Here is a 21,486-nt window from a genome sequence, read left to right on the forward strand (position 1 = left end):
GACCGTGCCGCTACCTTCGTGACGTGGACGAATCCGAGCTGCGCTCCCCGTTCTTCAAGCGGCTCAGCCGGCGCGGCCTCATCGGCCTGGACGCCGGTGCGGCGATCCTCTACACGCTCGTGCTGATGACGATCCCGGCGGACTCCGGCGCTCCGGGGCTCGCGGCGCTCCCGCTCACCGCCGCGGCCGGCCTGCCGCTCGCCGTGCGGCGGCTGTGGCCCCTCCCGGTCTTCGCCGCCGCCCTGTCCGCCTCGACCGCCACACTGCTGCTCGACCTGCCCTGGGACTCCTACGCCGCCGCCGCGTTCGCCCTCTATCCGGTCGCGCTCGCCCGGCGCCGCCGCCGCTGGCTGCCCACCCCGCTGATCGGCGTCGTCAGCGCCGTCCTCATCCTCGGTGGCGCCATGGTCGGCCCCGCGAACTGGCAGGCGGAGGCCGCCGGCCGCCTGCTGCTCGGGTTCGCCGTCCTCGGGGCGTCCTGGACGCTCGGGCGGGTCGTCCGCGAACGCCGCGCGGAGGCCGCGCACGCCGCCCGCCGGCTCGCCGACCAGGCCGTCTCGGACGAACGGCTCCGCATCGCGCGCGAACTGCACGACGTCGTCGCGCACAGCATGAGCCTCATCGCCGTCAAGGCCGGTGTCGCCGTCCACGTCGCGGAGGCTCGCCCCGAGGAGGCCCTGGACGCCCTCCGCGTCATCGAGACCACCAGCCGCGGCTCGCTCGCCGAGATGCGCCACCTCCTCGGCGTGCTGCGGACCGGCGCCGCGGACGCCGACCTCACCCCGTCCCCGGGCCTCGGCGAGCTGACCAGCCTCGCCGAACGGGCGGCGATGGCCGGCGTCCACGTCGACCTGGACGTCCAGGCGGGGGAACTGCCCGAAGGCGTCGCCCTCTCCGCCTACCGGATCGTCCAGGAGGCGGTGACCAACGTCGTCAAGCACGCCGCCCCCGCCCGCTGCCGCGTCCAGGTCAAGGCCGACGGGCTCCGGTTGCGCATCGACGTCACCGACGACGGCCCCGGCGTCCGCGTGCTGCCGGGCGGCGACGGGCACGGGCTCATCGGCATGCGGGAACGCGTCATGATGTACGGCGGCGACTTCGCCGCCGGCCCGCGTCCAGAAGGCGGCTTCGCCGTGTCCGCCGCGTTCCCGTACGAGACCTAGGAAACCCCGTTGGATCTGACCGTCCTCGTCGCCGACGACCAGGCTCTGCTGCGCGGCAGCTTCCGGGTCCTGATCGACACCGCGCCCGGCCTCCGCACCGTGGGCGAGGCCGGCACCGGTGCCGAGGCCGTGTCGCTGGCCGCGCGCGAGCGCCCGGACGTCGTCCTCATGGACGTCCGCATGCCGGAGATGGACGGCCTGGAGGCCACCCAGCGCATCTGCGCGGACCTCCCGGACGTCCGGGTCCTCATTCTCACGACCTTCGACCTGGACACCTACGTCTACTCGGCCCTGCGGGCCGGGGCGAGCGGCTTCCTGCTGAAGGACACCCCGCCCGCCGACCTGCTGTCCGCGATCCGGGTCGTCGCGTCCGGCGAGTCGCTGCTGGCCCCCTCGGTGACCCGCCGGCTGATCGCCGAGTTCGTCCGCCGGCCCGGCCCCGTCCAGCCGCCTCCCGCCCGGCTGACCGGCCTCACGGAACGCGAACGCGAAGTCCTCACTCTCATCGCCCGCGGCCTGTCGAACACGGAACTCGCCGAGCACCTCCACCTCAGCCCCGCCACGGTCAAGACCCACATCGGCCACCTTCTGGCCAAACTCCACGCCCGCGACCGCGCCCAACTGGTCATAGCCGCCTACGAGTCCGGCCTGGTCCGCCCCCAGTGACCTCCGGCGCCTGACCTCCTCCCAGCCGGTCGGCAGCACGCAGATGCTTGGACCGCTGCGGCCTTGGACCGGCAGCTCGAACCCGGTGCGCGGTCGGAGTCGGCTTTCGGTCCAGGACAGGACGAGGCTGGGCGTGCTGCATGTGCTGGGCTGCACCGTGCCTTCGTGCCGCCGCCTGCTGGGTGGTCTGCGTTGAAGTCGGCTTGCGTTCGACGCCAGGTCGAGGTCAACGCGGGACGCCGGAGCCGACGCCTTTTCCGTCGCAGCCTCCGCCGTCGTCACCGGGGGTCGCCGTCGTGGATGTCGTGGCCCAGCGTCCAGCCGATCTCGATTTCGCTTCGAGATCGTCCTTTGCAGTGGGAGATCCGGGCCACCGCGGGGTGACGCTCCAGGCCGGCTGCGGCGGCGGTCGGGAGGCGGCCCGCGGCGGCCATCCGGGGCGGCGGCCTTGACGACGGTCGGAGAACCCGGTCCAGGCCCATCGGCCCCAGATCCAGCCCCCGCCGGTGGAACTAGAGCAGGGACGGGGCGAGGCGTTCGAACTGGTCGGCGGCCGATGCGAGGTCGGGGGTGAACACGGTGACGCAGACGTGGTCGGCGCCGGCGTTCAGATGGTCCTGGATGCGCTTGGCGATGGCGGCCTCGTCGCCCCAGTTGAAGCAGGCGTCGATGACCTCGTCGGATCCGCCGTCGGCGATCGCGGCGTCCTCGTATCCGAGGCTCTTGAGCGAGCGGATGTAGGGGGAACCCGGAAGCTCGAACATCTGGGTGCCCCTCGCGATGCCGCGTGCCTTCGCCGGGTCGGTCTCGAGGATGGCGGTCTGCAGGACGACGAGCAGCTTGTCCTCGCCGAGCCGCTCCCTGGCCTTCCTGGTGTGCTCGACGGGCATCGCCGCGGGCAGCGCGCCGTCCGCCCGATCCCGGGCCAGTTCCTGCATCCTCGGGCCGAGCGCGGCCAGCAGCCGGGGGAACGGCACTTCGGGCACCGGCGCGGCTTCGACGGCCGCGTCCATGCCGTCGAGGTACTCACGCATCCGGCTCATGGGGCTCGTCCACTTCTGCCCGCTCTGCTCGACGAACGTCCCCATGCTGACGCCCACGCCGAGCGCCAGCCGCCCCGGATAGGCGTCGGCCAGCACCGAGGCGGCCCCCTGCATGGCGGCGGGGTGCCGTGCCCACAGGTTCGCGATCGCCGACCCGAGGACGATCCGTTCCGTCGCCGACAGCATCACGCTCAGCTGCGTGAACACCTCCCGGCCCCCGATGGCCTCGTTCACCCAGATCGACCCGTAGCCCGCCTCCTCGACGCGCCGCGCCGCGTTCCGCCATTCATCGGCGGGCGCGATCGGCGTCATGAGCCCGACACCGACCCTGCCCAGTCGTTCCCGCATCGCGTCCACCGCAGTCATCGGTCCTCCTATAATCGGAACGGATAGCCCGCTTAGGACGGTACCGGAACGTCCGCCCCGCTTGTCAACCGGCCGAGGGCCTGCTGACAGGCGCTCGGCGGCCAGAACGGGCAGGCACCGGACGCGTCACGGGCCCGCGGGTGCGGGCCTGCGACCCGACGAAGGAGGCCCCGATTGAGCGACCGGCCGCGCCGCGCGGACGCGCGCAGGAACCGTGAGCGCATCCTGCAGGCGGCGTTCGAGGCGTTCGCTGCGGACGGCCGCCTCGTCCCGCTCGACGACATCGCCCGCCGTGCCGGTGTCGGAGCCGGGACCGTCTACCGCAACTTCGCCACGAAGGAAGCGCTCTTCCAGGCGGTCGTCGTGGACCGCATCGAACGGATCGTGAACGAGGCGCAGGCGCTCGTCGGCGCGGACGACCCCGCTGACGCCTTCTACGGCTTCGTCAGCTGGGTCGTGGAGCGCGCGATGTTCAATCACGCGCTGTGCGACGCCCTGGCGGCCGACCTGCGCACCTTCGACGCCTGCGGCATGGACGAGCAGTTCACCGCCGCCCTCGACGCGCTGCTGCGGCGAGCGCAGGCCGCCGGCGCCGTCCGGTCCGACGTGAACGTCCAGGACGTGCGGGCCCTCATGGTCGGCGCGATGCTGATGGAACGCCAGAGTCGCCCGGACGGCCGTCCGGGGCGCATGACGGCGCTGGCGTTCGACGCCCTGCGTGTCGTAACGAAACAAGACGAAACGCTGGACCTGGTGCGTAACGAAAGGCGGTGCGAGGTCTGCGCGACACCGCTCACCGGGGCGCCGACCGGCCGCCCGGCCCGTTTCTGCAGCGCGTCCTGCCGCCAGAAGGCGCACCGCCGCAGGAATGCGGCTCCGAAACCCGGTTGAGCCGCACCTCGCGCTGCGCCAGGCTGGCCGGATCATGCGTACACGTGAGATCCGCGCCTGTCACGACCGCGACTCGATCACCGTCTACCAGGCGTACGCCCCCGAGATCGGCGGCCCGGCGGCGGAGCACGGGACGTTCGTTCCGCCGTTCTCCCGACACCGCATGACCTGGATCAAGCCGTCGTTCCTGTGGCTGATGGCCCGGAGCGACTGGGCCCGCAGACCGGGGCAGGAGACGGTCCTCGCGGTCCGGATCAGCCGGACGGGCTGGGAGGAGGCGCTGAGCCTGGCCGTCCCGACGGATCCGGACCGCCGTGTCTTCCGCGGTTCCGACGAATGGCGCCGCCGATTCGCGGACGCGGTCGTCCACGTCCAATGGGACCCCGAACGCTCCCTGCACGGCCGGAAGCTCGAAGCCCGGAGCATTCAGATCGGCCTCAGCCGCCACATCGTCGACCGCTATGTCGACGACTGGATCCTCGGAATAGAGGACCGTACCGCGCTCGCACGAAAGATCCACGGACTTCTCAAAGCCGGCCGGACGCCACAGGCGCGAGCCCTGCTCCCAAAGGAACACATCTACCCGCTCCCTCCCGCTCTGGCCGACCGTATAGGAGCGGACTGACCGGAACCCGCAGGGGCCTTGCCGGGCTCGCTGATCATCGAGATCGAACGCGACAGATCTCCAGACGTTCGGCCAGTTCCTTCGGCCTGCTCAGCGCGACCAAATGTCCGCCTGGCATGTCCTCCACTGCGATTCCCAGCCGTTCTCGCACGACCCTGCGTTGGAATTCCAGCGGGAAGAAACGGTCGTCGCGCCCCTGCAGGAAGACGGTCGGAGTCTCGGGCCACCGGCTCAGCGGCCATGGTTCCGCGAATGGCGTGGACGACTGGGAAGGCTCGCCCTGCGAGAGCGCCTCGGCCTTCACGTCCTCCGGGACATCGTGGAAGAAGAATTCCTCGACGTCGAACTCCCTGGGGGGATTCCGTCCCTCACGGGCCGCCTGGTCGGCCATCGCCTTCGCCTGGCCGGTGTTCTCCCACCAGGCGCCGCCAGTCTCACCTGACAACGGAACCATGGCGTTGAGCAAGACGAGCAGGTCGACGCGCACTCGCTCGCAGACCAACGGTGCCGTGAAGCCGCCCATCGACTGCGCGACGAGGACGAGACCGGTCCGGTCGCCGATCGCCTGCACCACCGTGTCCGCATACTCCGCCAGGCCTGCGGAGTCGTCGCCGGCCGGAAGGTCGACGGCCACGACGTCGTGCCCTCGCGCCCGCAGCTCCGGCCCGAGCCGATGCCAGTACCAGCTCTGCCCACCGGCTCCGGGAATGAGTACATACGTCGCCACGATCGCCGCCCCCTGGCCGAATCCGACAGCCGACACGCTACTGCCCTCCTCGGACACCGCCGTCCACCGGGCCCACGCCATGCACCTGCTGCAGGGGAAGGTGATGAAGAAGATCGTCGTGGTGGCGCACGTAGCCGGCGCCATGACCGGCCCGGTCGCCGTCCGCCAGGCCGCCGCCGCGAACTCGGCCAGCCGGGTCGCCGCCTCGCCCCACGTCCCGTCCCAGCACTCGGCGAACGAACCGTCCAACCGGTCGGGAGACACCGTCACCGGCGTACACCCGCTCATACTCGCCATCGACCCAGAACGGAGCCGCCGAGGTGTCTGAATGAGCGCAGCGCGGCCACGTTCACGCGCACCACCACCGACGGCGTCGCCGAGGACGAGCCCCGCGACAAGAGGAAGCCGGGTACCGATGTCCGATCCCGTCAATGGATCCGATGGGCCGGCCCGCCTGGCGGGGCGGTTCCCGTGACGGTGGCGTTGCTCGGCGCGAGACCGTACGCCAAGGAGAAGGCCAGCCCGAGGTGCGGTGCGCAGGGCGTCCAGACCTGAGCCGGTTCATCGGCCCGAACACCCCGAAGCCGAGGACGATGAGGCCGGTCGCCACTATGCCCAAGGGCCATTGAGGGGCCGAGACGCAATGCCTCCCGCTCCATGACTACGAAACCGCTCACTCTCGCCCCGCGGCCCCACGCCCTCTCGGCCCACGCCCTCTCGGCCCACGCCCTCTCGGCCCACGCCCTCTCGGCCCACGCCCTCTCGGCCCACGCCCTCTCGGCCCACGCCCTCTCGGCCCACGCCCTCTCGGCCCACGCCCCGGCCCCTCGCCCCCTCGGCCCCACGCCCCCTCGGCCCCACGCCCTCTCGCTCCCTTAGCCCCACGGCCGCTCGCGCCCTTGGCCCCTGCGGCCCCCCGCACCATCGGCCCGTTGGCCCCCGGCCCCTCGCACGTTCCGACCCGAAGGCAGCGGTTCCTCTCTCTGGCTCCGGGCGCGCCGGTGGCCATCTTGGTCGGCGTGTTCCACTGGATTCGAACGTTTGTTCGCACTACATTACGCTCCTGTGCTGATAAACGAACCGGTCTCCGCGGAGACGACGCCGACGGGCAGCCCCTCCCAGATCAGCGGCCCGCGCGGCTGCTACCGGGTCCGCCGCGTGCTGGAGGAATGGCAGGCCCCCGGCCAGGCGAGGTACTACCGACTCCAAGTGACGACCCCGGACGGCGCCGCGATCGCCGAGGTGATCGCCTCCGGTGCACAAGGCCCTGGCACATGGACCCTGCGCCGCGTTTGGAGCTGACCCCACCCAGCCCGTCCCAGCAGCACAACAGGGGTCACGAAGCCCGCACCCCAAAAGCTCACCCGGCGACGGATTGACGAGCCTGCGTCAACCAGCCCGGCGAGACGCCATCCGGCACATGGACTGGCCGTCACCACCCGCGGCCGCGCCTGCCCGACCCGGTGCGGTCGGTGGTGGTGCGGGAGCCGGCGGGTGAGCATCGGCATGCTGGCGGGCCGTCGCGGCCAGATCCGCGGGCGGCCCTAGCGGCCAGGCCTTGGCGAGGAACGTACGAACGCCTCCGCGCCCCGCCGCCGCGGGCGTGCGGATGTCCGGCCGTGCAGGCGTGCGAGCGTGCGCGGGTCCGGGGCGTGCAGGTGAGCGTGGGCGTGTGGGCGAACGGGTGTGCAGGTGGGCGAGGGTGCGGGCGTCCGGCCGTGCAGGCGTGCGAGCGTGCGCGGGCGCCGGGTGTGCAGGTGTGCGGGTGTGAATGCGGGCGGGCGCGGGTGCGGGGGGTGCAGGTGAGCATTGGCGTGTGGGCGTGTGGGCGTGTGGGCGTGTGGGCGTGCGGGTGTGCGGGGGTGCAGGTGGGCATGGGCGTGCGGGCGTCCGGCCGTGCAAGCGGGTGAGCGGGCGTGGGTGCGGGGTGTGCAGCTGTGCGGGCGAGCGGGCACGGGTGCGGGGCGTGCAAGTGAGCATTGGCGTGTGGGCGTGTGGGTGGTGTTGCGGATGGGTCAGGTCCGGTTGCGGAGGCGTAGGACCAGGCGGTTGGAGAACGTCCCTCGCCTGGTGGCCTTTGTCGAGCGCTGCTCTTCCAGTTCGGCGGGGGTAATGCCGTGCAGGGCAGAAAGGGCGTGGACCACCTCAAGGAGGTCCGCTAGTTCGGCCGGGTCGCTGGTGGCGACGTACTCGCCGGCCTCCTCGTAGAGCTTGGCGCGTAGAAGGGCCGCCAGTTCTGCACGGTCGGCGATGCGGGTTTCCGGAATGCCGCCCTCCTCTCGGATGATCTCGGGAATGCGGTCGCGGACGAGCTTCTCGGTGCGCCCTCCACCGTCCTTGGTGCGGTGTACCGTCCCGCCGTGGCGCCGATCCAGGGACTGGACCCACTTGACCGCCACCGCCGCCGTCTGTACCAGTTCGTTGCGGAGGCGGACGGGATCGGACTCGGCCAGCGCCTCGAAGAACTCCTCGGCGAGTATGTGGTGCCATGTCAGCTCACCTTGTGACCAGGCAGCAGCGCATTCGCGTTTCGCCTCTTCCGCTTGCCGGGTGAACTCGGGCTCGCTCCCGTCGGGGAACTCCTGTACGCCCCACATCCGATCCTGGGCGTCACGTTCAGCGGCGACATCCGCCAGCACTGTCGCCAGGGCTCCCGGCATTTGCTCGTTCTCCATGCCGGTCGACGTTAGCCACCCGAGCGGCTTTGGGCGGCGTGATCGGCTTCGCAGCCGAGGAGTTCATGGAGGACGGGCGGGAGTTCGTCCCAGAGCCACTCGTTCAACGTGCCCGGGAAGATCGCGGGCGGGTGTATGCCCAGGCGACCGGGTGCGGCTTCGGTCAGTCGTACGGCAACGGGCCCGTCGTCCCACATGGGGTCGCTGTTGCCCCAGAAGGCGGAGAAATCGGCGCTGGTCAGCATCACCTCCGCGGGCAGGGAGTGGTCGCCCGGGTGCCTGCCCAAGGGGAGCAGCCGCTGCGCGGTGGTGCGGAGGACGTTGAGCGCGGCCAGGTCGTGCGGGCAGGCGACGCCGCTGATCTCCAGTTCGGGCAGCCCGAACCTGCCCAGACCGCGGGTCTCAAGGTAGACGCAGGCGCAGCCGTCGATGTCGTCCTCGTCGGCGGTGCAGCGGCCGGAGTTCCGGTAGGGCGGGAGCGTGCTGCCGAGCCAGTCATCGGCGAGGGTGAATTCGTCGAAGCGTCCGAACGGGACGAGGGGTAGAACCCGGCCCGTGTCGAGGTCCACCGGCACCCCGCAGAGCGATTCGGCGATCGCCTTGGCCGCGGCGCGGGCGAGATGGGGCCCCGACGGCAGATCGCCCGCCGGCAGAACGGACGTGACGCCGATGTGCCTCGTCGCTTGCCGGATCCTGTCGGCGTCGTCCTCGTCAACGCCCGCCACGTGGCTGAGATCCCACGGCGAACCCGCGGCCGGATGGCAGGTCAGGACGAGGCGGGGAGTGCCCAGCCGTTCCGACACCGCCGCGGCGAACGGGCCGGGGAGCCGCCGGCGGATCGCCGCCGGAAGGTCGCCGGGCTCCTTGTCGGTCGCGATGACGAAAACGGCGCTCGTCTGTTCGGGGACCGTGATGGTGACGCGCATGGCAGCCTCCTCGGGGCGGTGGACCGGCTTGTGGGGTCCAGCTTCGAGGAGGCGGCGGCGCGGCCGGACTAGAACGAGATTCTGTGGATAACTGGGTCAGAAGGCACAGGTCAAGGACGTGATCCCGTTGATGAAGCTCGTCCGCTGACGGACGGGGGGCGCTGTCGCGTGAAGCGCCGGGAGACGCGTGTAGAGCTCCCGCAGCAGCACCGTGATCTCGCGGCGGGCCAGGTGGGCGCCGAGGCAGAAATGCGGTCCGGGCGCCCCGAAGCCGACGTGCGGGTTTGGGGAGCGTGTGATGTCGAAGGCGTGCGGATCCTTGAAGACGTCCCCGTCCCTGTTGGCCGAGTTGTAGTAGAGGATCACACGGTCGCCGGAACGGTAGACGTGCCCGCTCAGTTCGTGATCGCGGGTCAGAGTGCGGCGCATCCACGTCACCGGGGACGCGTAGCGGACGATCTCCTCGACCGCGGCCGGAAGCCGTGCATCCATGTCCGCCAGGAGGGTGTCCCTCTGCTCGGGGTTGTCGGTGAGCAAGGCCAGGGCGTGTGACAGTGCGTTGCGCGTGGTCTCGTTGCCGGCCACCACGAGGAGGGCGAAGAAGCGGCCGAGATCGAGGTCGTCGAGGGCTTCGCCGTCCACGTTCGCGTGGGTCAGCGCGGTCACCAGGTCATCGGCGGGCTTCTCACGGCGCAGTCGGCCGAGGTCGGCCATGAGCGCGTGCAGGTAGGAGAACTTCTCGATGAGTACCGCCGGACGGTCCCGGCCATCGGGGCTGACATAGTCGGGGTCGCCGATGGCGAGGATGACGTTCGTGGCGTCGATGACACCGGCGTAGGCCGATTCGGGGATGCCCATCATGGAACAGATGATCCGCAGGGGCATCGGCATGGCGACGTGCTGGACGAAGTCGCACGGGCCGCGCTCGGCCAACTCGTCCACGATGCGGCGTGCCAGCACCGTCACGTCCCCGGTCACCCGCTGGACCAGGCGTTTCGTGAAGGAGCGGGAGACGATCCGGCGAAGCCGTGCGTGCCGCGGATCGTCGATGCTGATCATTGATCCGGTGTAGTCGGCGACCTGCGGGGGCGGGTCGACCAGGCTGACGGCGGTGGGCTGCGAACTGAACACCTCAGGGTTCCGGCTCGCTTCGGCCACTTCTTCGTAGCGGGTCAGTGCGTAGAACCCGGGTTCGTCCGGCACGGGGCAGAAGACCGGGCCTTGCGCGGCCCTAAGGGAGGCGAACAGTTCGTCTCGTTCGACCTGCGGTTTCGCCCAGAAGTCCAGGCTGACGAGGCTGCTCTCGACGGTGGAGGGCATGGGTGGGAGCGCCTTCCGCTGGGGAGTCGTCCCCACAGGCTAACTCTCGCACCTCCACAGAGAGCGGTCATGCGCGGGCGGGTCGTTCGACCCGCCCGCTGCGCACGAGCCTCCGCGGGACGATGCGGTCCCAGGGAGAAGTTGCCGTGGACCGCCGCGTCAGCGGGCGGTGGGCTCCACGTAGTGGCGCTCACCCGGGCCCACGTACACCTGGCGCGGGCGGCCGATCTTGGTGGCCGGGTCGTTCATCATCTCGCGCCACTGGGCGATCCAGCCGGGCAGCCGGCCGAGCGCGAACAGGACCGTGAAGGCGTTGGTCGGGAAGCCCATCGCCTTGTAGATGACCCCGGTGTAGAAGTCCACGTTCGGGTAGAGCTTCCGCTCGATGAAGTAGTCGTCGCTCAGGGCGACCTCTTCGAGGCGCATGGCCAGGTCCAGCAGCGGGTCGGACTTGCCGAGCGCGTCCAGGACCTTGCCCGTCGCCTTCTTCACGACGGCGGCGCGCGGGTCGTAGTTGCGGTAGACGCGGTGCCCGAAGCCCATCAGCCTGACGCCGGGCTCCTTCTTCTTGACGCGCTCGACGAACGAGTCGATGTTGTCGCCGCTCTCGTGGATGCGTTCCAGCATTTCCAGGACCGCCTGGTTGGCGCCGCCGTGCAGTGGGCCGAACAGCGCGTCGACGCCTGCGGACACCGAGGAGAACAGGTTCGCCTGGCTGGACCCCACCAGACGCACGGTCGAGGTGGAACAGTTCTGCTCGTGGTCGGCGTGCAGGATGAACAGCATGTCCAGTACGCGCGCGATCTCCGGGTCGATCTCGTACGGCTGCGTGGGCAGGCCGAACATCATGCGCAGGAAGTTCTCCACGTACCCGAGGGAGTTGTCCGGGTAGAGCAGCGGCTGTCCGTTGGACGTCTTGTACGCGTACGCCGCGAGCGTGGGGAGTTTCGCGATGAGCCGGATGCTCGACTGGTCGACCTGCTCCGGGTCGAACGGGTCAAGGCTGTCCTGGTAGAACGTCGACAGGGCGCTGACCGCGGACGACAGGACGGCCATCGGGTGGGCGCGGCGGGGGAAGGCCGAGAAGAACGCGCGGAACTTCTCGTCCAGCAGGGTGTGGTTGCGGACGCTGTCGGTGAACTTGCTCAGTTGGTCGGGCGTCGGGAGTTCGCCGTAGATGAGCAGGTAGGCCACCTCAAGGAAGGAGGATTTCTCCGCCAGTTCCTCGATGGGGTAGCCGCGGTAGCGGAGGATGCCCGCCTCGCCGTCGATGTAGGTGATGGCCGACGTGGTGGACGCCGTGTTGGTGAAACCCGGATCGAGCGTGACATGCCCCGTCTCCTTGAGGAGGCTGCCCACGACCAGCCCAGACGGACCTTCCGTCGCCTCGGTGACCTCTAGAGGCATCCGGCCGCCCGCGTGGTCGAGCTCGAAATCCGACATACTCGCTCACTCCCAACTGCGTCCACACCTGCGTAGACGTTCCGCTCTTCATCGTATCCACGTGATCACGGGCGCCGATCCGGGCCCGTCCCGTTGACGGCGGGCGGGCGCGGGTGTTCCGGTGGAGGCATGACCGCTCAGAGCGCAGCCGAACTCCTCGCGCGCACCCGACGGGAGATCGCCGAGACGACGACGCCGAACCGCTTCGTCGACCTGATCGAAAAGGGTGAGTTGCCCCGAGATCGCCTGGTCTGGCTCGCGGGCGAGGAGTTTCGGATCGTCAGCAGCGATCGGCGGAGTTTCGCCCTGCTGGCCGCTCGCTATCCCGAATCGCCCGCCGGTGAGCTGTTTCTGGGGCTCGCACAGGGGGAGGGGCAGGCTCTGACCCTCCTGGGTGATTTCGTCGCGGCGCTTGGTGAGAGTGAGAAGAATCTCAGCGCGTACGAACCGAGACCTTTCGCGCAGGCGTATCCCGCCTATCTCGCGCAGAGGGCGGCCTTCGGGACGGCCAGTGAGGTGGCTCTGGCCATGATGGCCAATCTTGAGGAGTGGGGCGCGTACTGCGCCCGCATAGCTCAGGCGCTAAGAGCCCACTACGGCTTCGCCGGCACGGACGTCGGTTTCTTCGACTTCTTCGCAGGATCCCCGCCCGGCTTCGAGGAGCATGCTCTCGCGGTCATAGCGGCCGGTCTCGCGTCTGGCGACGACCCTGTGGAGGCCGCCCGGGCGGCTCGCCTTCTGCACGCCTACGAGACCGCCTTCTGGGACGCACTCGCGGAAGGCTTGCCGTGATCTCGCGTCCTACGGGCGCGGCTCGCGCAAGGTCGGAAGCTCCGCCGTGACCTCGACCAGCGTCCGTTCCTGGACGTCGATGAGCTCCTCGACGTCTTCCGGTGGCCACTCCTCACCGTAATGCGCGTCCAGCAGCGTGGACAGGGCGATCAGGACCTGCTCGGGAGTGGGGCGTTCCCCAGGATCCTTGACCAGACAGCGTGTGACGAGCCCACGCATGGGTGCGGGCAGGAGGGTGAGGTCCGGTTCGCCGTTCACGATCCGTCCGCGGACCTTGTGGCCGGTGCCGAACGGCGCCGCACCCGTCGCCGCGAACACGAGGGTCGCTCCGAGCGAGAACACGTCGCTCTCCGGATGGACGGGGTCACCCAGGGCCTGCTCCGGTGACATGTACGCGGGCGTCCCCAGGATCTCCGTGCGCGACAACGGCAGCGCGTCCAAGGGCCGTGCGATGCCGAAGTCGATGACCCTCGGCCCGTCCGAGGCGAGCAGGACGTTCGAGGGCTTCAGATCCCGATGGACGATCGCCGCCCGATGGATCGCGATGAGCGCCTCCGCCAGCCCGGCCCCCAGCCGGCAGGCGGCCTGCTCCGGCAGCGGCCCCTTCTCCCGGACGACCGCGGACAGGCTCACGCCGCGGATGTACTGGGTCGCCAGCCACGGCTGGTCTGCGTCCGGGTCGGCGTCCACGACGGGCGCGGTGTAGAAGCCGCTGACCGACCGCGCTGAGGTCACCTCGCGGCGGAACCGTTCCCTCCACCTGGGATCGTCGAGGAGCTCGGGACGGATGACCTTCACGGCGACCAGCCGCCTGCTGGGCGAGGCTCCGAGGAACACCTCGCCCATCCCGCCGGAACCGAGCCGGGTGACCACGCGGTACGGGCCGATCATCTGGGGCGGTTCTGACTGCATGGACACGGCTATCCGATCATGGTGGGGCGCGCTCAATCGTGCCACGGCGCGGGCGTTCGCCGGACCGTGCGGCCCTTCACGTCCAGGGGAGCGCACTCCGCTCCGCCCAGTAACGCTCCGGCGGGATGCTCAACCTCGCCATCGCCTCCAGCTCCGGTGGTTCGAGGGCCACGCTCGTGGCCGCCAGGTTCGCTTCCAGTTGGGCCGGGCTGACCGCACCGATGAGGACGGTGTCAGCCCAAGGTCGGCTGAGCGCCGCCGCCAGGGCCAGCGCATCCGGACGCACATCCTTCTTGGACGAGAGGTCCTGCACCTCTGCGGGAGGCCGCACGGCGAGCCGTCCGTTGGCCAGTACCTCCTTGAGCAGCACATGCAGTCCGGCGCCATGGGCTTCATCGAGTGCATCCTCGGCAGACGTCTCAAGGATGTTCCACGTCGATTGGACGGTGCTGAAGAGCCTCTGCCCGGAGACCTCAAGGGCCATCGCTCGCCGGATCGTGTCGGCCTGTCCTGGTCCGGACGTCGAGAAGCCAACGCGGACGCCCTCCGCGGCGAGCTCCGCCAAGGCTTCCTGTAGGGGGACGTCCTGAAACAGGGAGCTCTTTTCGGTCAGCGAATGCACCTGATAGACGGACAGATGCCCGTTCAACCGCTCGCGCGACTCCTCATACTGGGTTCGGTAGCGGCTGAGACTGTGCTCTTTGACCTCATGCACCGGCGCATCGGTCTTCCAATCGCCGACGTAGGCGTATCCCCATTTGCTCGATACCTGCACTCCTTCAGGTGCACGTGCCGTGAGCCAGCCTCCGAGGAACTCCTCCGCCCTGCCGTAGGAGCGTGCCGCGTCCACCCAGCGGATGCCTGCGGCGTAGGCCGCGTCGAGGACGCTCCAGGTCGCCTCGCGCATCATCTCCACGCTTCGCCCGGGCGGCAGCTCCGCCACCCTGCCCACGTTGATGTAGGCGGGACGTCCCAGCGCCGCAAGACCGATCCCGAGCCGGTGTATCGCGTTCATGTCCCCAGCCTCGCACGCTCGTCCGACGCTCACACCCGAGTTGATTGCCCGAATAGTCGGAAATGCTCCGGTGTGCGCGGCGGGATATCCACAGAATTACATTCTGGTGATCCTTATGGCGTCCGCCCGCGATGCTGATCCGTGTCAATGTTCCCGCGACAGAGGGGTACGGAAATGCCTGCACAGACCGCCCGGTCTTACTACAGCGCCAACCAGTTCGCCGGACTTCTCGGGCTCGCTCGATGGCAATTGCGCGTCGGCCTGGAGCACGGGCTGCTTCCGGGGCCCGACCTCGACGCGGACCGGTGGTCCGCCGGCCTCGCCGAGGGCGCCCGCGGGCGCGGCGAGGAGATCATCGCGAGATTCGGCGTCGAGCCGCCGGTCGGCTCGGCACGGGCCGCCGCCCGGCTCGCCGCCCGGGTGGGTCTCGACGTCGAGCGCCCCGACATCGAGGTCCTGGTCGCCCGGGGCGACCTCGGCGTCATCAGCAGCTTCCGCGGGCACCCCGTCTACCTCTTGCGCGACCTGGACCTTCTCGACTCGGACGTCGTGCGGCAGGTGGTCACCGCCAGAAAGGGCCCGCTGACCGACACGGTCGACACCGCTGGCGCGGTGACGATCCTCGGGTGGCCCCGCAAGACGTTCGACCGGATCGCCGCCGAGCGCGACCTGGCGGCGGACAGGCTCGGCCGCTACGCGCTCTCCGACGTCCAGGCGCTCCAGGCGGACGAGGACCTGGTGCACCAGGTCGCCGAGGAGAAGCGCCGCCTGGCCCGGGCCAGAACGCGCCGGTCCGAGATCCACATCGAGGACGTCGTCCGCGCCTGGGTCCTCCGCTGCTCCGCCTACGTGGACCGAGACACCGACCAGCCACCGGACATCGCCCCCCTTGGCCGAGCGATCCGCGCCCTCCGGACGGTCAGAGCCGAAATCGCAAGCCAGGAACCCATCTCGCCGTAGCAAGTCACCCGCACCCACCCCTCGACATCTGCCCTGCACGCTCCAGCACCAAAGCGCACACCTCCGCGCGTGCCCAACGCGCCCCGAGGCAGCCCAGCCACTCCGCCCCTCGCAGGCTGACGCGTTTGCCTCCAAGCCGGCTGAGCAGGCACCCAGCACAGCCCGGGACGGCCCAGCCTGCCCCGACCACCCAGAGCTGAGGTGCTGCCTGCCCGAGCCAACGCGTCAGCCGTCAAGTCGGCACGAGCGAGTGGACGGCGTGGCCTGGGGGCGGGTGCATTTGCCCCTGACTCTTGTGAGCTGGCGGGTATGCCTTTGAGGTGGCCCGAGTGGACGTCTGACGCGGCCTTGGGACGGTGCGGCCGCCTCTGATCCTGAGCGGCCGATGTCTCTGCATTCGAGTCCGTCCGAGTGGGTGGGCGGCGCGGTCGGTCTGGGCTCTGGGGAGCTGATGGGTCTCTTTCCTACCCGACCTTGAGCGGGGGATGGCGTGACCTGAGGGAGCGTGGCTGACTCCGATGGAGCGCGTGATGCCTTGCCCGTTCAGGAGGGGATCGGCGGCGGGTGGCGTCTGGTGCATCTACGCCGGGGGTTGCGCTGTTCATGGTGATCGGTGGTTGGCGCGGCGGGGGGTTGAGCGGCGCCTTGTCGGAGGTTTTGCTGGTTCTCTGTGGCGCGCCAGGGCGGTCAAGAGCCGGTCGCGGGCCTCGGTGCGGGACATCGCCGGGAGACGCTCGGGGAGGGTTGACGCCAGGTCCGGTGGGGCGTCGACCAGGCCGTTGTCGTCGATGGTGGCTCGATCGCCCGTCCAGGGACCCATCAAGACCGCGGATATGCCGCCCGGGTGACGGGTGAGGATCGCCTTGATCCGGTCGGCTTCTTTGGCGCAGTCGGCCACCAGGAGGAGGCGCCGCGCCTGCGTGACCCCGGTGTTCTCGCGAATGGCGAGTTCGGTCTCCAGGTATGCCAGTGCCGCGTCGAGGTTGCCGGGGATGAAGAGGCCTGCCGTGTTGTCGTCGAGGAGTTCGTCCTCGGCCAGGCCGAAGAGGGCGCCGGCGTCGTGGCGCGGGATCACGACGAGGGAGTCGTCGCCGTGTTCGTCGAGTGCCGTCAGTGCGAGTACGCGGGCGGTGGGTGCGGCGCCCGGACCCGACAGGCCCGTTGCGGGAATGGCGAATGGGTCCAGCGTGGAGCGGTAGCTGAAGGTCGCTGGCTGCATTTCCGGGATCTCGGCCGCAGGGAACGCGGGCAGGCCCGCGGTCGCGGCGGCGTAGATGCGGTGCCGGAACGGGTAGCAGATCGCGGCGGCGGCGGGGAGCAGCAGACCGAGCAGGAGCACGGGCTGCAAGGAGGCGGGGCGTGAATCGAGATCTTCCGCCTGTTCGCGCGGACGGTCCGGAACGGGAGCGGTGGACGCGGGTGGCGGTGTGCTCTTCGAACGGGTGGGAGACGGGGGCGCGCTGCTCGGCGGATGCGGTGCGGCGGGCCGCGGTGCGGGTTCGACGATCGGCCTCGGTGAGGGTGATCTGCGCTCTGTCTTGTGCTTCGAGTCGTAGCGGTCCGGCCAGCGGGGGAGCTCCCGGCCGCGTCCTGATCGTCTGCGAGACCTCTCGTACATCGCCAGCCAAGCCTCCTTGCATTTGTGCGCGGTGTACCAGTCGCCGATGCTCACGGCGTGGCGGCAGATGGGCGGCACGGATCCTCGCGGCTGCGGTTCGGCCCGGGCGGCCGCGTCGGAGGCGGCCGCGCCGATGGTGATGGCGCCGGCCATCGCGGTACACCCCAGCAGCCCGCAGGTGCAGCGGAGCCAGTCGCCGATAACGACGGCAAGTCTGGGGTGTACCAGGAAACGGTTCATCTTCGCCCCGGGGGATCGCGTCGGTCACCGTGAGAATGCCGATCGTAGCCACTTTGGCTACGGAGCGTTGAACTTTGCTCACAGTCGGCTCGGCAATCGTCGAGGGCTGCCGCCGTTCCTGTCATGCCTCCGATACGAGGTAAATCCCGAATTGTTTTGGTATCTCGGTGTGCAGTCGCCCCGTCGGCGGGCGCGTGGCCGGACATCCGCAGATCCTGCAAGATTCCCTGGTGATGCGGCTTGACGGCACGCGTGAGCGGGACGCCCCATGTGAGGGGCCATGCATGATCCGCACATGTCCCGCCGGTTTCGCGAGCCCCGGCAACGGCATGTTCGGGTTGCGGCCCGGTTTCAAAACTCTCACTCCGTGTCACCGGTCGACAGCAATTCGGAATCGCCGCGAGGCTGCTTGGTCCTGCCGGACAGCGCGCGGAAGCGGCATCGCCATGCGGACCCTGCGGTATCCGTCCAGTACAGGATTGGAGACTGGGCGGAGGCCGACCGGGTCGCGGGCGACTTCCCCTTCCATCTCGCCCGGCCGCACGAGGCGGCACTGTCGGCCTACGCGCTGTTCGTCGAGGTCGCGAGGGGAGGGGCCCGTCATGGACGAGCGGCTGCGCTAGCTCGCCCGTTGTAGGCAGCCTGAGTAAACCGCTGGCGAGTTCGGGGCCGCATAAGGCTGCGGGGGAGGACGGTGACGCCGATGCCTGCGACGGCGGTGGCCTTGATGGCTCGGCGCGAAGACCCGCTACTGGCCCTTTTCCAGGCCCATGTTGAGCGGATCCTTCAGTTGCTCCAAGCCCGCCGTGCCTGTGGGCGGGTGAGGCGTCCGCGGCGTAGCGCGTGTCCACCGTGATCAGGAAGAAGGGCGCGCGGTCTATAACCGGGTGATCAGCTCGATCGGGCGGCCTGCGGATCTTTCAGGTGCTCCGAGCCCGCCGTGCCTCTGGGCGGGTGATGCGTCTTCGGTGTTCTGGGCCTTCTTGGTCGATGAACCCTTTACCGGAGACCTCGTTGCGTCCGGCGCATGGCACGCAGGGCCTTGCTCGCTTTGCCCGTCATGGACGGACGTGGAGGGCAGCGCTATCCCTCCGGACCGGCTCTGAGTGTCCGGTCCCGCCGCAGTGCCGGGATCGTCGGGTCTCGGGCATGCTGGGAGATCGGCGGAGAGGAGCCGTGATGACCCTGGCGATGAGCGTGGCCGAGCGGGAGGCGTTTCTCGCCGGCACGTACGTGGGCATCTTGAGCGTTGCGGACGAGGAGGGACGGGCGCCGCTGGCGCTGCCCGTGTGGTACGCCTACGAGCCAGGCGGCGAGATCACCTTCATCACCGGCCGGGACAGCCGCAAGATGGCCCTGATCCGGGCGGCGGAACGGGTGAGCCTGGTGGTGCAGGAGGCCGCACTGCCCTACCGGTACGCCTCGGTGGAGGGGCCGGTCGTCGGGTTCGAGGATCCGGCCCGTCCGGAGGACCGCCGCACGCTGGCCGAGCGCTACCTCGGCGTCGAGGGCGGCGCGGAGTATCTGGAGGCGACGAAGGACGTCGCCGGGAAGATGGTCCTGACGCGGGTGCGTCCGGAGCGCTGGTACACCCGCGACTACACCAAACAGTCCGGCTGACGATCCTGATGGGCTCAGGGCGGGCCCGGCGGGTCTCAGGGCGGACCCGACGGGCCTCCTCAGGGTGAACCCGACGGGCCTCAGAGCGAACCCGGAAGACCACAGGGCGAACCCGGAAGGCCACAGGGCGGGCCCGAGACGCCCGAGGGGCGTAGCTGGTGGCAGGCCAGCAAAACGGCAGGCCAGCAAAACGGCAGGGTGTAGGGCAGCAGGGGCTGGATAGGGGCCGGGAAGCGGCAGAGGCAGGTCGGTAAGAGGCCGAGTCGGTAAGAGGCAGGGGCGGTAGGCGGCCGGGGGTGGGTTGGCGGGTCTGTGGGTGGTGTGGGCTGGGGGCCTGGTTGTTTAGGCGGCGGTTGGGAGGTGGGGGTCGGCCGGGGCCTTTAGGAGGTCGTACATGCCTAGGGGGAGCGTGTCGCCCCAGAGCCAGTCGTTGACCGTGCCGTCGAAGTCGGCGGGTGGGCCGGTGGCGATGAGGCGGGAGGTCAGTGGGGACAGGTGCACCTGGAAGGGGGCCGGCGGCGTCAGGTGGACGCGGCGGGTGGAGCCCCAGAAGTCGTTGAAGTCGCCCTGTGTCAGGTCGAGGGTGTCCGGGATCGTGCGGGTGCGGGTGGCGGGGCCCGTGGCCAGCCACGACCAGTGGTCGGTCAGCAGTCGGCGGGCGGTGGTCCGCAGGATGTTGAGTGCGGCGACGTCGTGCGGGCAGGCCACGTCGGTGATCTGGAGCTCCGGGAGGCCGAAGCGGCGCAGGCCGCGGGTCCGCAGACGGACGCAGGCGCAGCCGTTGACGCCCTCGGGGTCGAACGCGGGTTCGGCGGCCGTGCAGCGCCCGTTGGCGCGGAACGGCGGCAGGACGTCGCCCAGCCATTGGTCGGCCAGCACGAAACGTGTCCGCTCGCCGGGGGACGGCGTCAGGACGTGACCCGTGACGAGGTCGGCGGTGACTCCTCCGGTGGCCCTGGCGATGGCGTACGCAGCGGCGCGGGCGACCTGGACGCCGCGCGGCTGGTCGGTGATCGGCGAGTAGGCGGTGACGACGGCGAACCGCCCGGCGTCGTTGAAGGCCCGCGCGGCCGGACGGTCCTCGGGCTGGGCCGCCTTGATGTGCCCGGGGTCCCAGCGCAGGCTGCCGAGGTCCTCGCGGGTCACCTGCAATTGGGGTGAGCCGAGCCGCCCGGCGATGTGGGCGTGATACGGGCCGTCCGCTGCTCTGCGGAGAAGATCGGCGGGATCGTCCGGGATGCTCTCGGCGGCCACCGCGAACCGCGAGGTCGTGGTGGACGGGACGGGAAACGTGATCGTGGCCATGAGCCGGCTCCTTCCATCGGCGGACGCGCCCCAGCATGCGCGGCCGGCCAGGGGACAAGCAGCAGAACTCGATTCTGTGGATAACCCCGCCTCCCAGTGGCGCGGAGCTGTGGCGGGACCCCTAGGACGTGGTGAGATTCGCCAGACGCCTGCGACGACGTTCGGTAAAATTCCCGTCACCCGCAGTTAAGATCACGTGAGAGGCGACGATATGTGCCGACTTTTCGGGATGAGTACCGGCGGCCCGCGGGTCAGGGCGGCCCACTGGCTGCTGGACGCGCCCCGGAGCCTGCGCGCGCAGAGTCACCGGATGCAGCACGGTGCAGGGCTCGGCTGGTTCTCGCTCGGTGGCGAGCCCGTCCGCGACCGGGCGCCGCTGGCCGCATTCGAGAACGCCGACTTCGACCTGCACGCCCGCAACGTCCCGTCCCACACGTTCGTGTCGCATGTTCGTGACGCCTCGGTGGGCGGGCTGACGGTGCACAACTGCCACCCCTTCGTGATGAACGACCGGCTGTTCGCGCACAACGGCGTGGTGAAGGGGCTCGACACGCTCCGGACGTGGCTGACGGAGGTGGAGCGCGCCCATGTCTCGGGCGAGACCGATTCCGAGATGGTGTTCGCCTACGTGACCGCCGAGATACGGCGCCGCGGCGACACGACGGCGGGGATCGTCGAGGCGGTGCGGCGCATCGGGGCTGAACTGCCCGTTTTCGCGCTCAACCTGCTCGTGGCGGAGGCGGGACGGCTGTGGGCCCTGCGCTATCCGGAGAGCAACGAGCTGTGGGTCCTGTCGCACCGGGAAGGCGGCGTGAGCGCCCCCGGCAGCGAGGTTCCGGCGGTGGTCATCGCCAGCGAGCCGATGGACGACCGGCCCGGCTGGCGCCTGCTCGAACCAGGCGAGCTGCTGGTCGTGGACGGCCTCGACGAGACCTCGCTGTTCCCCTTCGGTCCGCTGCGCCACCCGCTGCGCCGTTCGGATCTGTCCATCCGCGAGGCCGCCTCCCAGGCGGCCGCCGCGGGAGACGCGGACCCCGGCCGCTTCGGCGGTGTGACGGTGATGGAACTGGGCGGCCCGGAAGGAGAACCGGTTCCGGTCCGGGTGCCCCTTTCGCCGGTGATCCTGCGGAACGGCCGGCCGGCGGCGGTGCGAGACCCGTCTGTCTAGCTCCGACACGC

Annotated in this window: 20 protein-coding genes; 10 read left to right on the forward strand and 10 right to left on the reverse strand. The window is 70.1% G+C overall.

What is annotated here, in order from left to right; all coding sequences use genetic code 11:
- Positions 1 to 23: 23 nt before the first annotated feature.
- Positions 24 to 1,163 carry a sensor histidine kinase gene (locus ACQPZP_RS18375; protein WP_433478831.1) on the forward strand — a complete coding sequence of 380 codons (1,140 nt, stop codon included), beginning with the start codon at positions 24 to 26 and terminating at the stop codon, positions 1,161 to 1,163.
- A 9-nt stretch (positions 1,164 to 1,172) separates the two neighbouring features.
- On the forward strand, positions 1,173 to 1,829 hold the full coding sequence (locus ACQPZP_RS18380) for a response regulator (protein ID WP_433478832.1): 657 nt from the start codon (positions 1,173 to 1,175) through the stop codon (positions 1,827 to 1,829).
- Positions 1,830 to 2,341: 512 nt separating this feature from the next.
- Here ACQPZP_RS18380 and ACQPZP_RS18385 read toward each other — a convergent pair.
- Complete coding sequence (locus ACQPZP_RS18385; protein ID WP_433478833.1) at positions 2,342 to 3,238, reverse strand: TIGR03620 family F420-dependent LLM class oxidoreductase; 897 nt, start codon at positions 3,236 to 3,238, stop codon at positions 2,342 to 2,344.
- A 174-nt stretch (positions 3,239 to 3,412) separates the two neighbouring features.
- On the opposite strand from ACQPZP_RS18385, the gene ACQPZP_RS18390 reads away from it, so the two are divergent.
- Together ACQPZP_RS18390 and ACQPZP_RS18395 are read left to right on the forward strand one after the other, a co-directional pair.
- Complete coding sequence (locus ACQPZP_RS18390) at positions 3,413 to 4,129, forward strand: TetR/AcrR family transcriptional regulator (protein ID WP_433478834.1); 717 nt, start codon at positions 3,413 to 3,415, stop codon at positions 4,127 to 4,129.
- Positions 4,130 to 4,163: 34 nt separating this feature from the next.
- Positions 4,164 to 4,754: a DUF4291 domain-containing protein gene (locus ACQPZP_RS18395; protein WP_433478835.1), complete on the forward strand. Its 591-nt coding sequence runs from the start codon at positions 4,164 to 4,166 to the stop codon at positions 4,752 to 4,754.
- 34 nt (positions 4,755 to 4,788) lie between these two features.
- Here ACQPZP_RS18395 and ACQPZP_RS18400 read toward each other — a convergent pair whose 3' ends face one another.
- Entirely contained in the window at positions 4,789 to 5,538 is a 750-nt protein-coding gene (locus ACQPZP_RS18400) for an alpha/beta fold hydrolase (RefSeq protein WP_433478836.1), read from the reverse strand.
- Between ACQPZP_RS18400 and ACQPZP_RS18405 the strand changes: the two genes are divergently transcribed.
- Together ACQPZP_RS18405 and ACQPZP_RS18410 are read left to right on the forward strand one after the other, a co-directional pair.
- The gene (locus ACQPZP_RS18405) at positions 5,462 to 5,809 is read left to right on the forward strand and encodes a hypothetical protein (protein WP_433479788.1); all 348 of its coding nucleotides are present in this window, start codon (positions 5,462 to 5,464) and stop codon (positions 5,807 to 5,809) included. The genes ACQPZP_RS18400 and ACQPZP_RS18405 overlap by 77 nt on opposite strands.
- A 737-nt stretch (positions 5,810 to 6,546) precedes the next feature.
- Complete coding sequence (locus ACQPZP_RS18410; protein WP_433478837.1) at positions 6,547 to 6,783, forward strand: hypothetical protein; 237 nt, start codon at positions 6,547 to 6,549, stop codon at positions 6,781 to 6,783.
- A gap of 713 nt (positions 6,784 to 7,496) precedes the next feature.
- Here ACQPZP_RS18410 and ACQPZP_RS18415 read toward each other — a convergent pair.
- The 4 genes from ACQPZP_RS18415 to ACQPZP_RS18430 all read right to left on the reverse strand — a co-directional run bounded on the left by ACQPZP_RS18415 (position 7,497) and on the right by ACQPZP_RS18430 (position 11,845).
- Entirely contained in the window at positions 7,497 to 8,156 is a 660-nt protein-coding gene (locus ACQPZP_RS18415) for a hypothetical protein (protein ID WP_433478838.1), read from the reverse strand.
- Between the two features lie 11 nt (positions 8,157 to 8,167).
- Complete coding sequence (locus ACQPZP_RS18420; protein WP_433478839.1) at positions 8,168 to 9,082, reverse strand: hypothetical protein; 915 nt, start codon at positions 9,080 to 9,082, stop codon at positions 8,168 to 8,170.
- Between the two features lie 96 nt (positions 9,083 to 9,178).
- Positions 9,179 to 10,402 (reverse strand): cytochrome P450, encoded by a 1,224-nt coding sequence (locus tag ACQPZP_RS18425; RefSeq protein ID WP_433478840.1) that lies wholly within the window; start codon positions 10,400 to 10,402, stop codon positions 9,179 to 9,181.
- A 159-nt stretch (positions 10,403 to 10,561) separates the two neighbouring features.
- Positions 10,562 to 11,845: a citrate synthase gene (locus ACQPZP_RS18430; protein ID WP_433478841.1), complete on the reverse strand. Its 1,284-nt coding sequence runs from the start codon at positions 11,843 to 11,845 to the stop codon at positions 10,562 to 10,564.
- Positions 11,846 to 11,974: 129 nt separating this feature from the next.
- Between ACQPZP_RS18430 and ACQPZP_RS18435 the strand changes: the two genes are divergently transcribed.
- Positions 11,975 to 12,637 carry a hypothetical protein gene (locus tag ACQPZP_RS18435; protein WP_433478842.1) on the forward strand — a complete coding sequence of 221 codons (663 nt, stop codon included), beginning with the start codon at positions 11,975 to 11,977 and terminating at the stop codon, positions 12,635 to 12,637.
- A gap of 9 nt (positions 12,638 to 12,646) precedes the next feature.
- Here the strand turns inward: ACQPZP_RS18435 and ACQPZP_RS18440 are convergent, their stop codons facing one another.
- The gene (locus ACQPZP_RS18440; protein WP_433478843.1) at positions 12,647 to 13,549 is read right to left on the reverse strand and encodes a serine/threonine-protein kinase; all 903 of its coding nucleotides are present in this window, start codon (positions 13,547 to 13,549) and stop codon (positions 12,647 to 12,649) included.
- A 76-nt stretch (positions 13,550 to 13,625) separates the two neighbouring features.
- Positions 13,626 to 14,564 carry an aldo/keto reductase gene (locus ACQPZP_RS18445; protein WP_433478844.1) on the reverse strand — a complete coding sequence of 313 codons (939 nt, stop codon included), beginning with the start codon at positions 14,562 to 14,564 and terminating at the stop codon, positions 13,626 to 13,628.
- A 174-nt stretch (positions 14,565 to 14,738) separates the two neighbouring features.
- Here ACQPZP_RS18445 and ACQPZP_RS18450 point away from each other — a divergent pair, with 174 nt between their 5' ends.
- Complete coding sequence (locus ACQPZP_RS18450; RefSeq protein WP_433478845.1) at positions 14,739 to 15,524, forward strand: hypothetical protein; 786 nt, start codon at positions 14,739 to 14,741, stop codon at positions 15,522 to 15,524.
- Positions 15,525 to 16,125: 601 nt separating this feature from the next.
- Here ACQPZP_RS18450 and ACQPZP_RS18455 read toward each other — a convergent pair.
- Positions 16,126 to 17,295, reverse strand: coding sequence for a hypothetical protein (locus tag ACQPZP_RS18455; protein ID WP_433478846.1), 1,170 nt, complete (start codon positions 17,293 to 17,295; stop codon positions 16,126 to 16,128).
- 1,266 nt (positions 17,296 to 18,561) lie between these two features.
- On the opposite strand from ACQPZP_RS18455, the gene ACQPZP_RS18460 reads away from it, so the two are divergent.
- Positions 18,562 to 19,002, forward strand: a complete 441-nt coding sequence (locus tag ACQPZP_RS18460; RefSeq protein WP_433478847.1) for a pyridoxamine 5'-phosphate oxidase family protein — start codon at positions 18,562 to 18,564, stop codon at positions 19,000 to 19,002.
- A gap of 342 nt (positions 19,003 to 19,344) precedes the next feature.
- Here ACQPZP_RS18460 and ACQPZP_RS18465 read toward each other — a convergent pair whose 3' ends face one another.
- Positions 19,345 to 20,307, reverse strand: a complete 963-nt coding sequence (locus tag ACQPZP_RS18465; protein WP_433478848.1) for a hypothetical protein — start codon at positions 20,305 to 20,307, stop codon at positions 19,345 to 19,347.
- A gap of 211 nt (positions 20,308 to 20,518) precedes the next feature.
- Between ACQPZP_RS18465 and ACQPZP_RS18470 the strand changes: the two genes are divergently transcribed.
- On the forward strand, positions 20,519 to 21,475 hold the full coding sequence (locus ACQPZP_RS18470; protein WP_433478849.1) for a class II glutamine amidotransferase: 957 nt from the start codon (positions 20,519 to 20,521) through the stop codon (positions 21,473 to 21,475).
- Positions 21,476 to 21,486: the final 11 nt, after the last annotated feature.

This window comes from Spirillospora sp. CA-142024, assembly GCF_050942325.1.
Classification (GTDB): domain Bacteria; phylum Actinomycetota; class Actinomycetes; order Streptosporangiales; family Streptosporangiaceae; genus Spirillospora.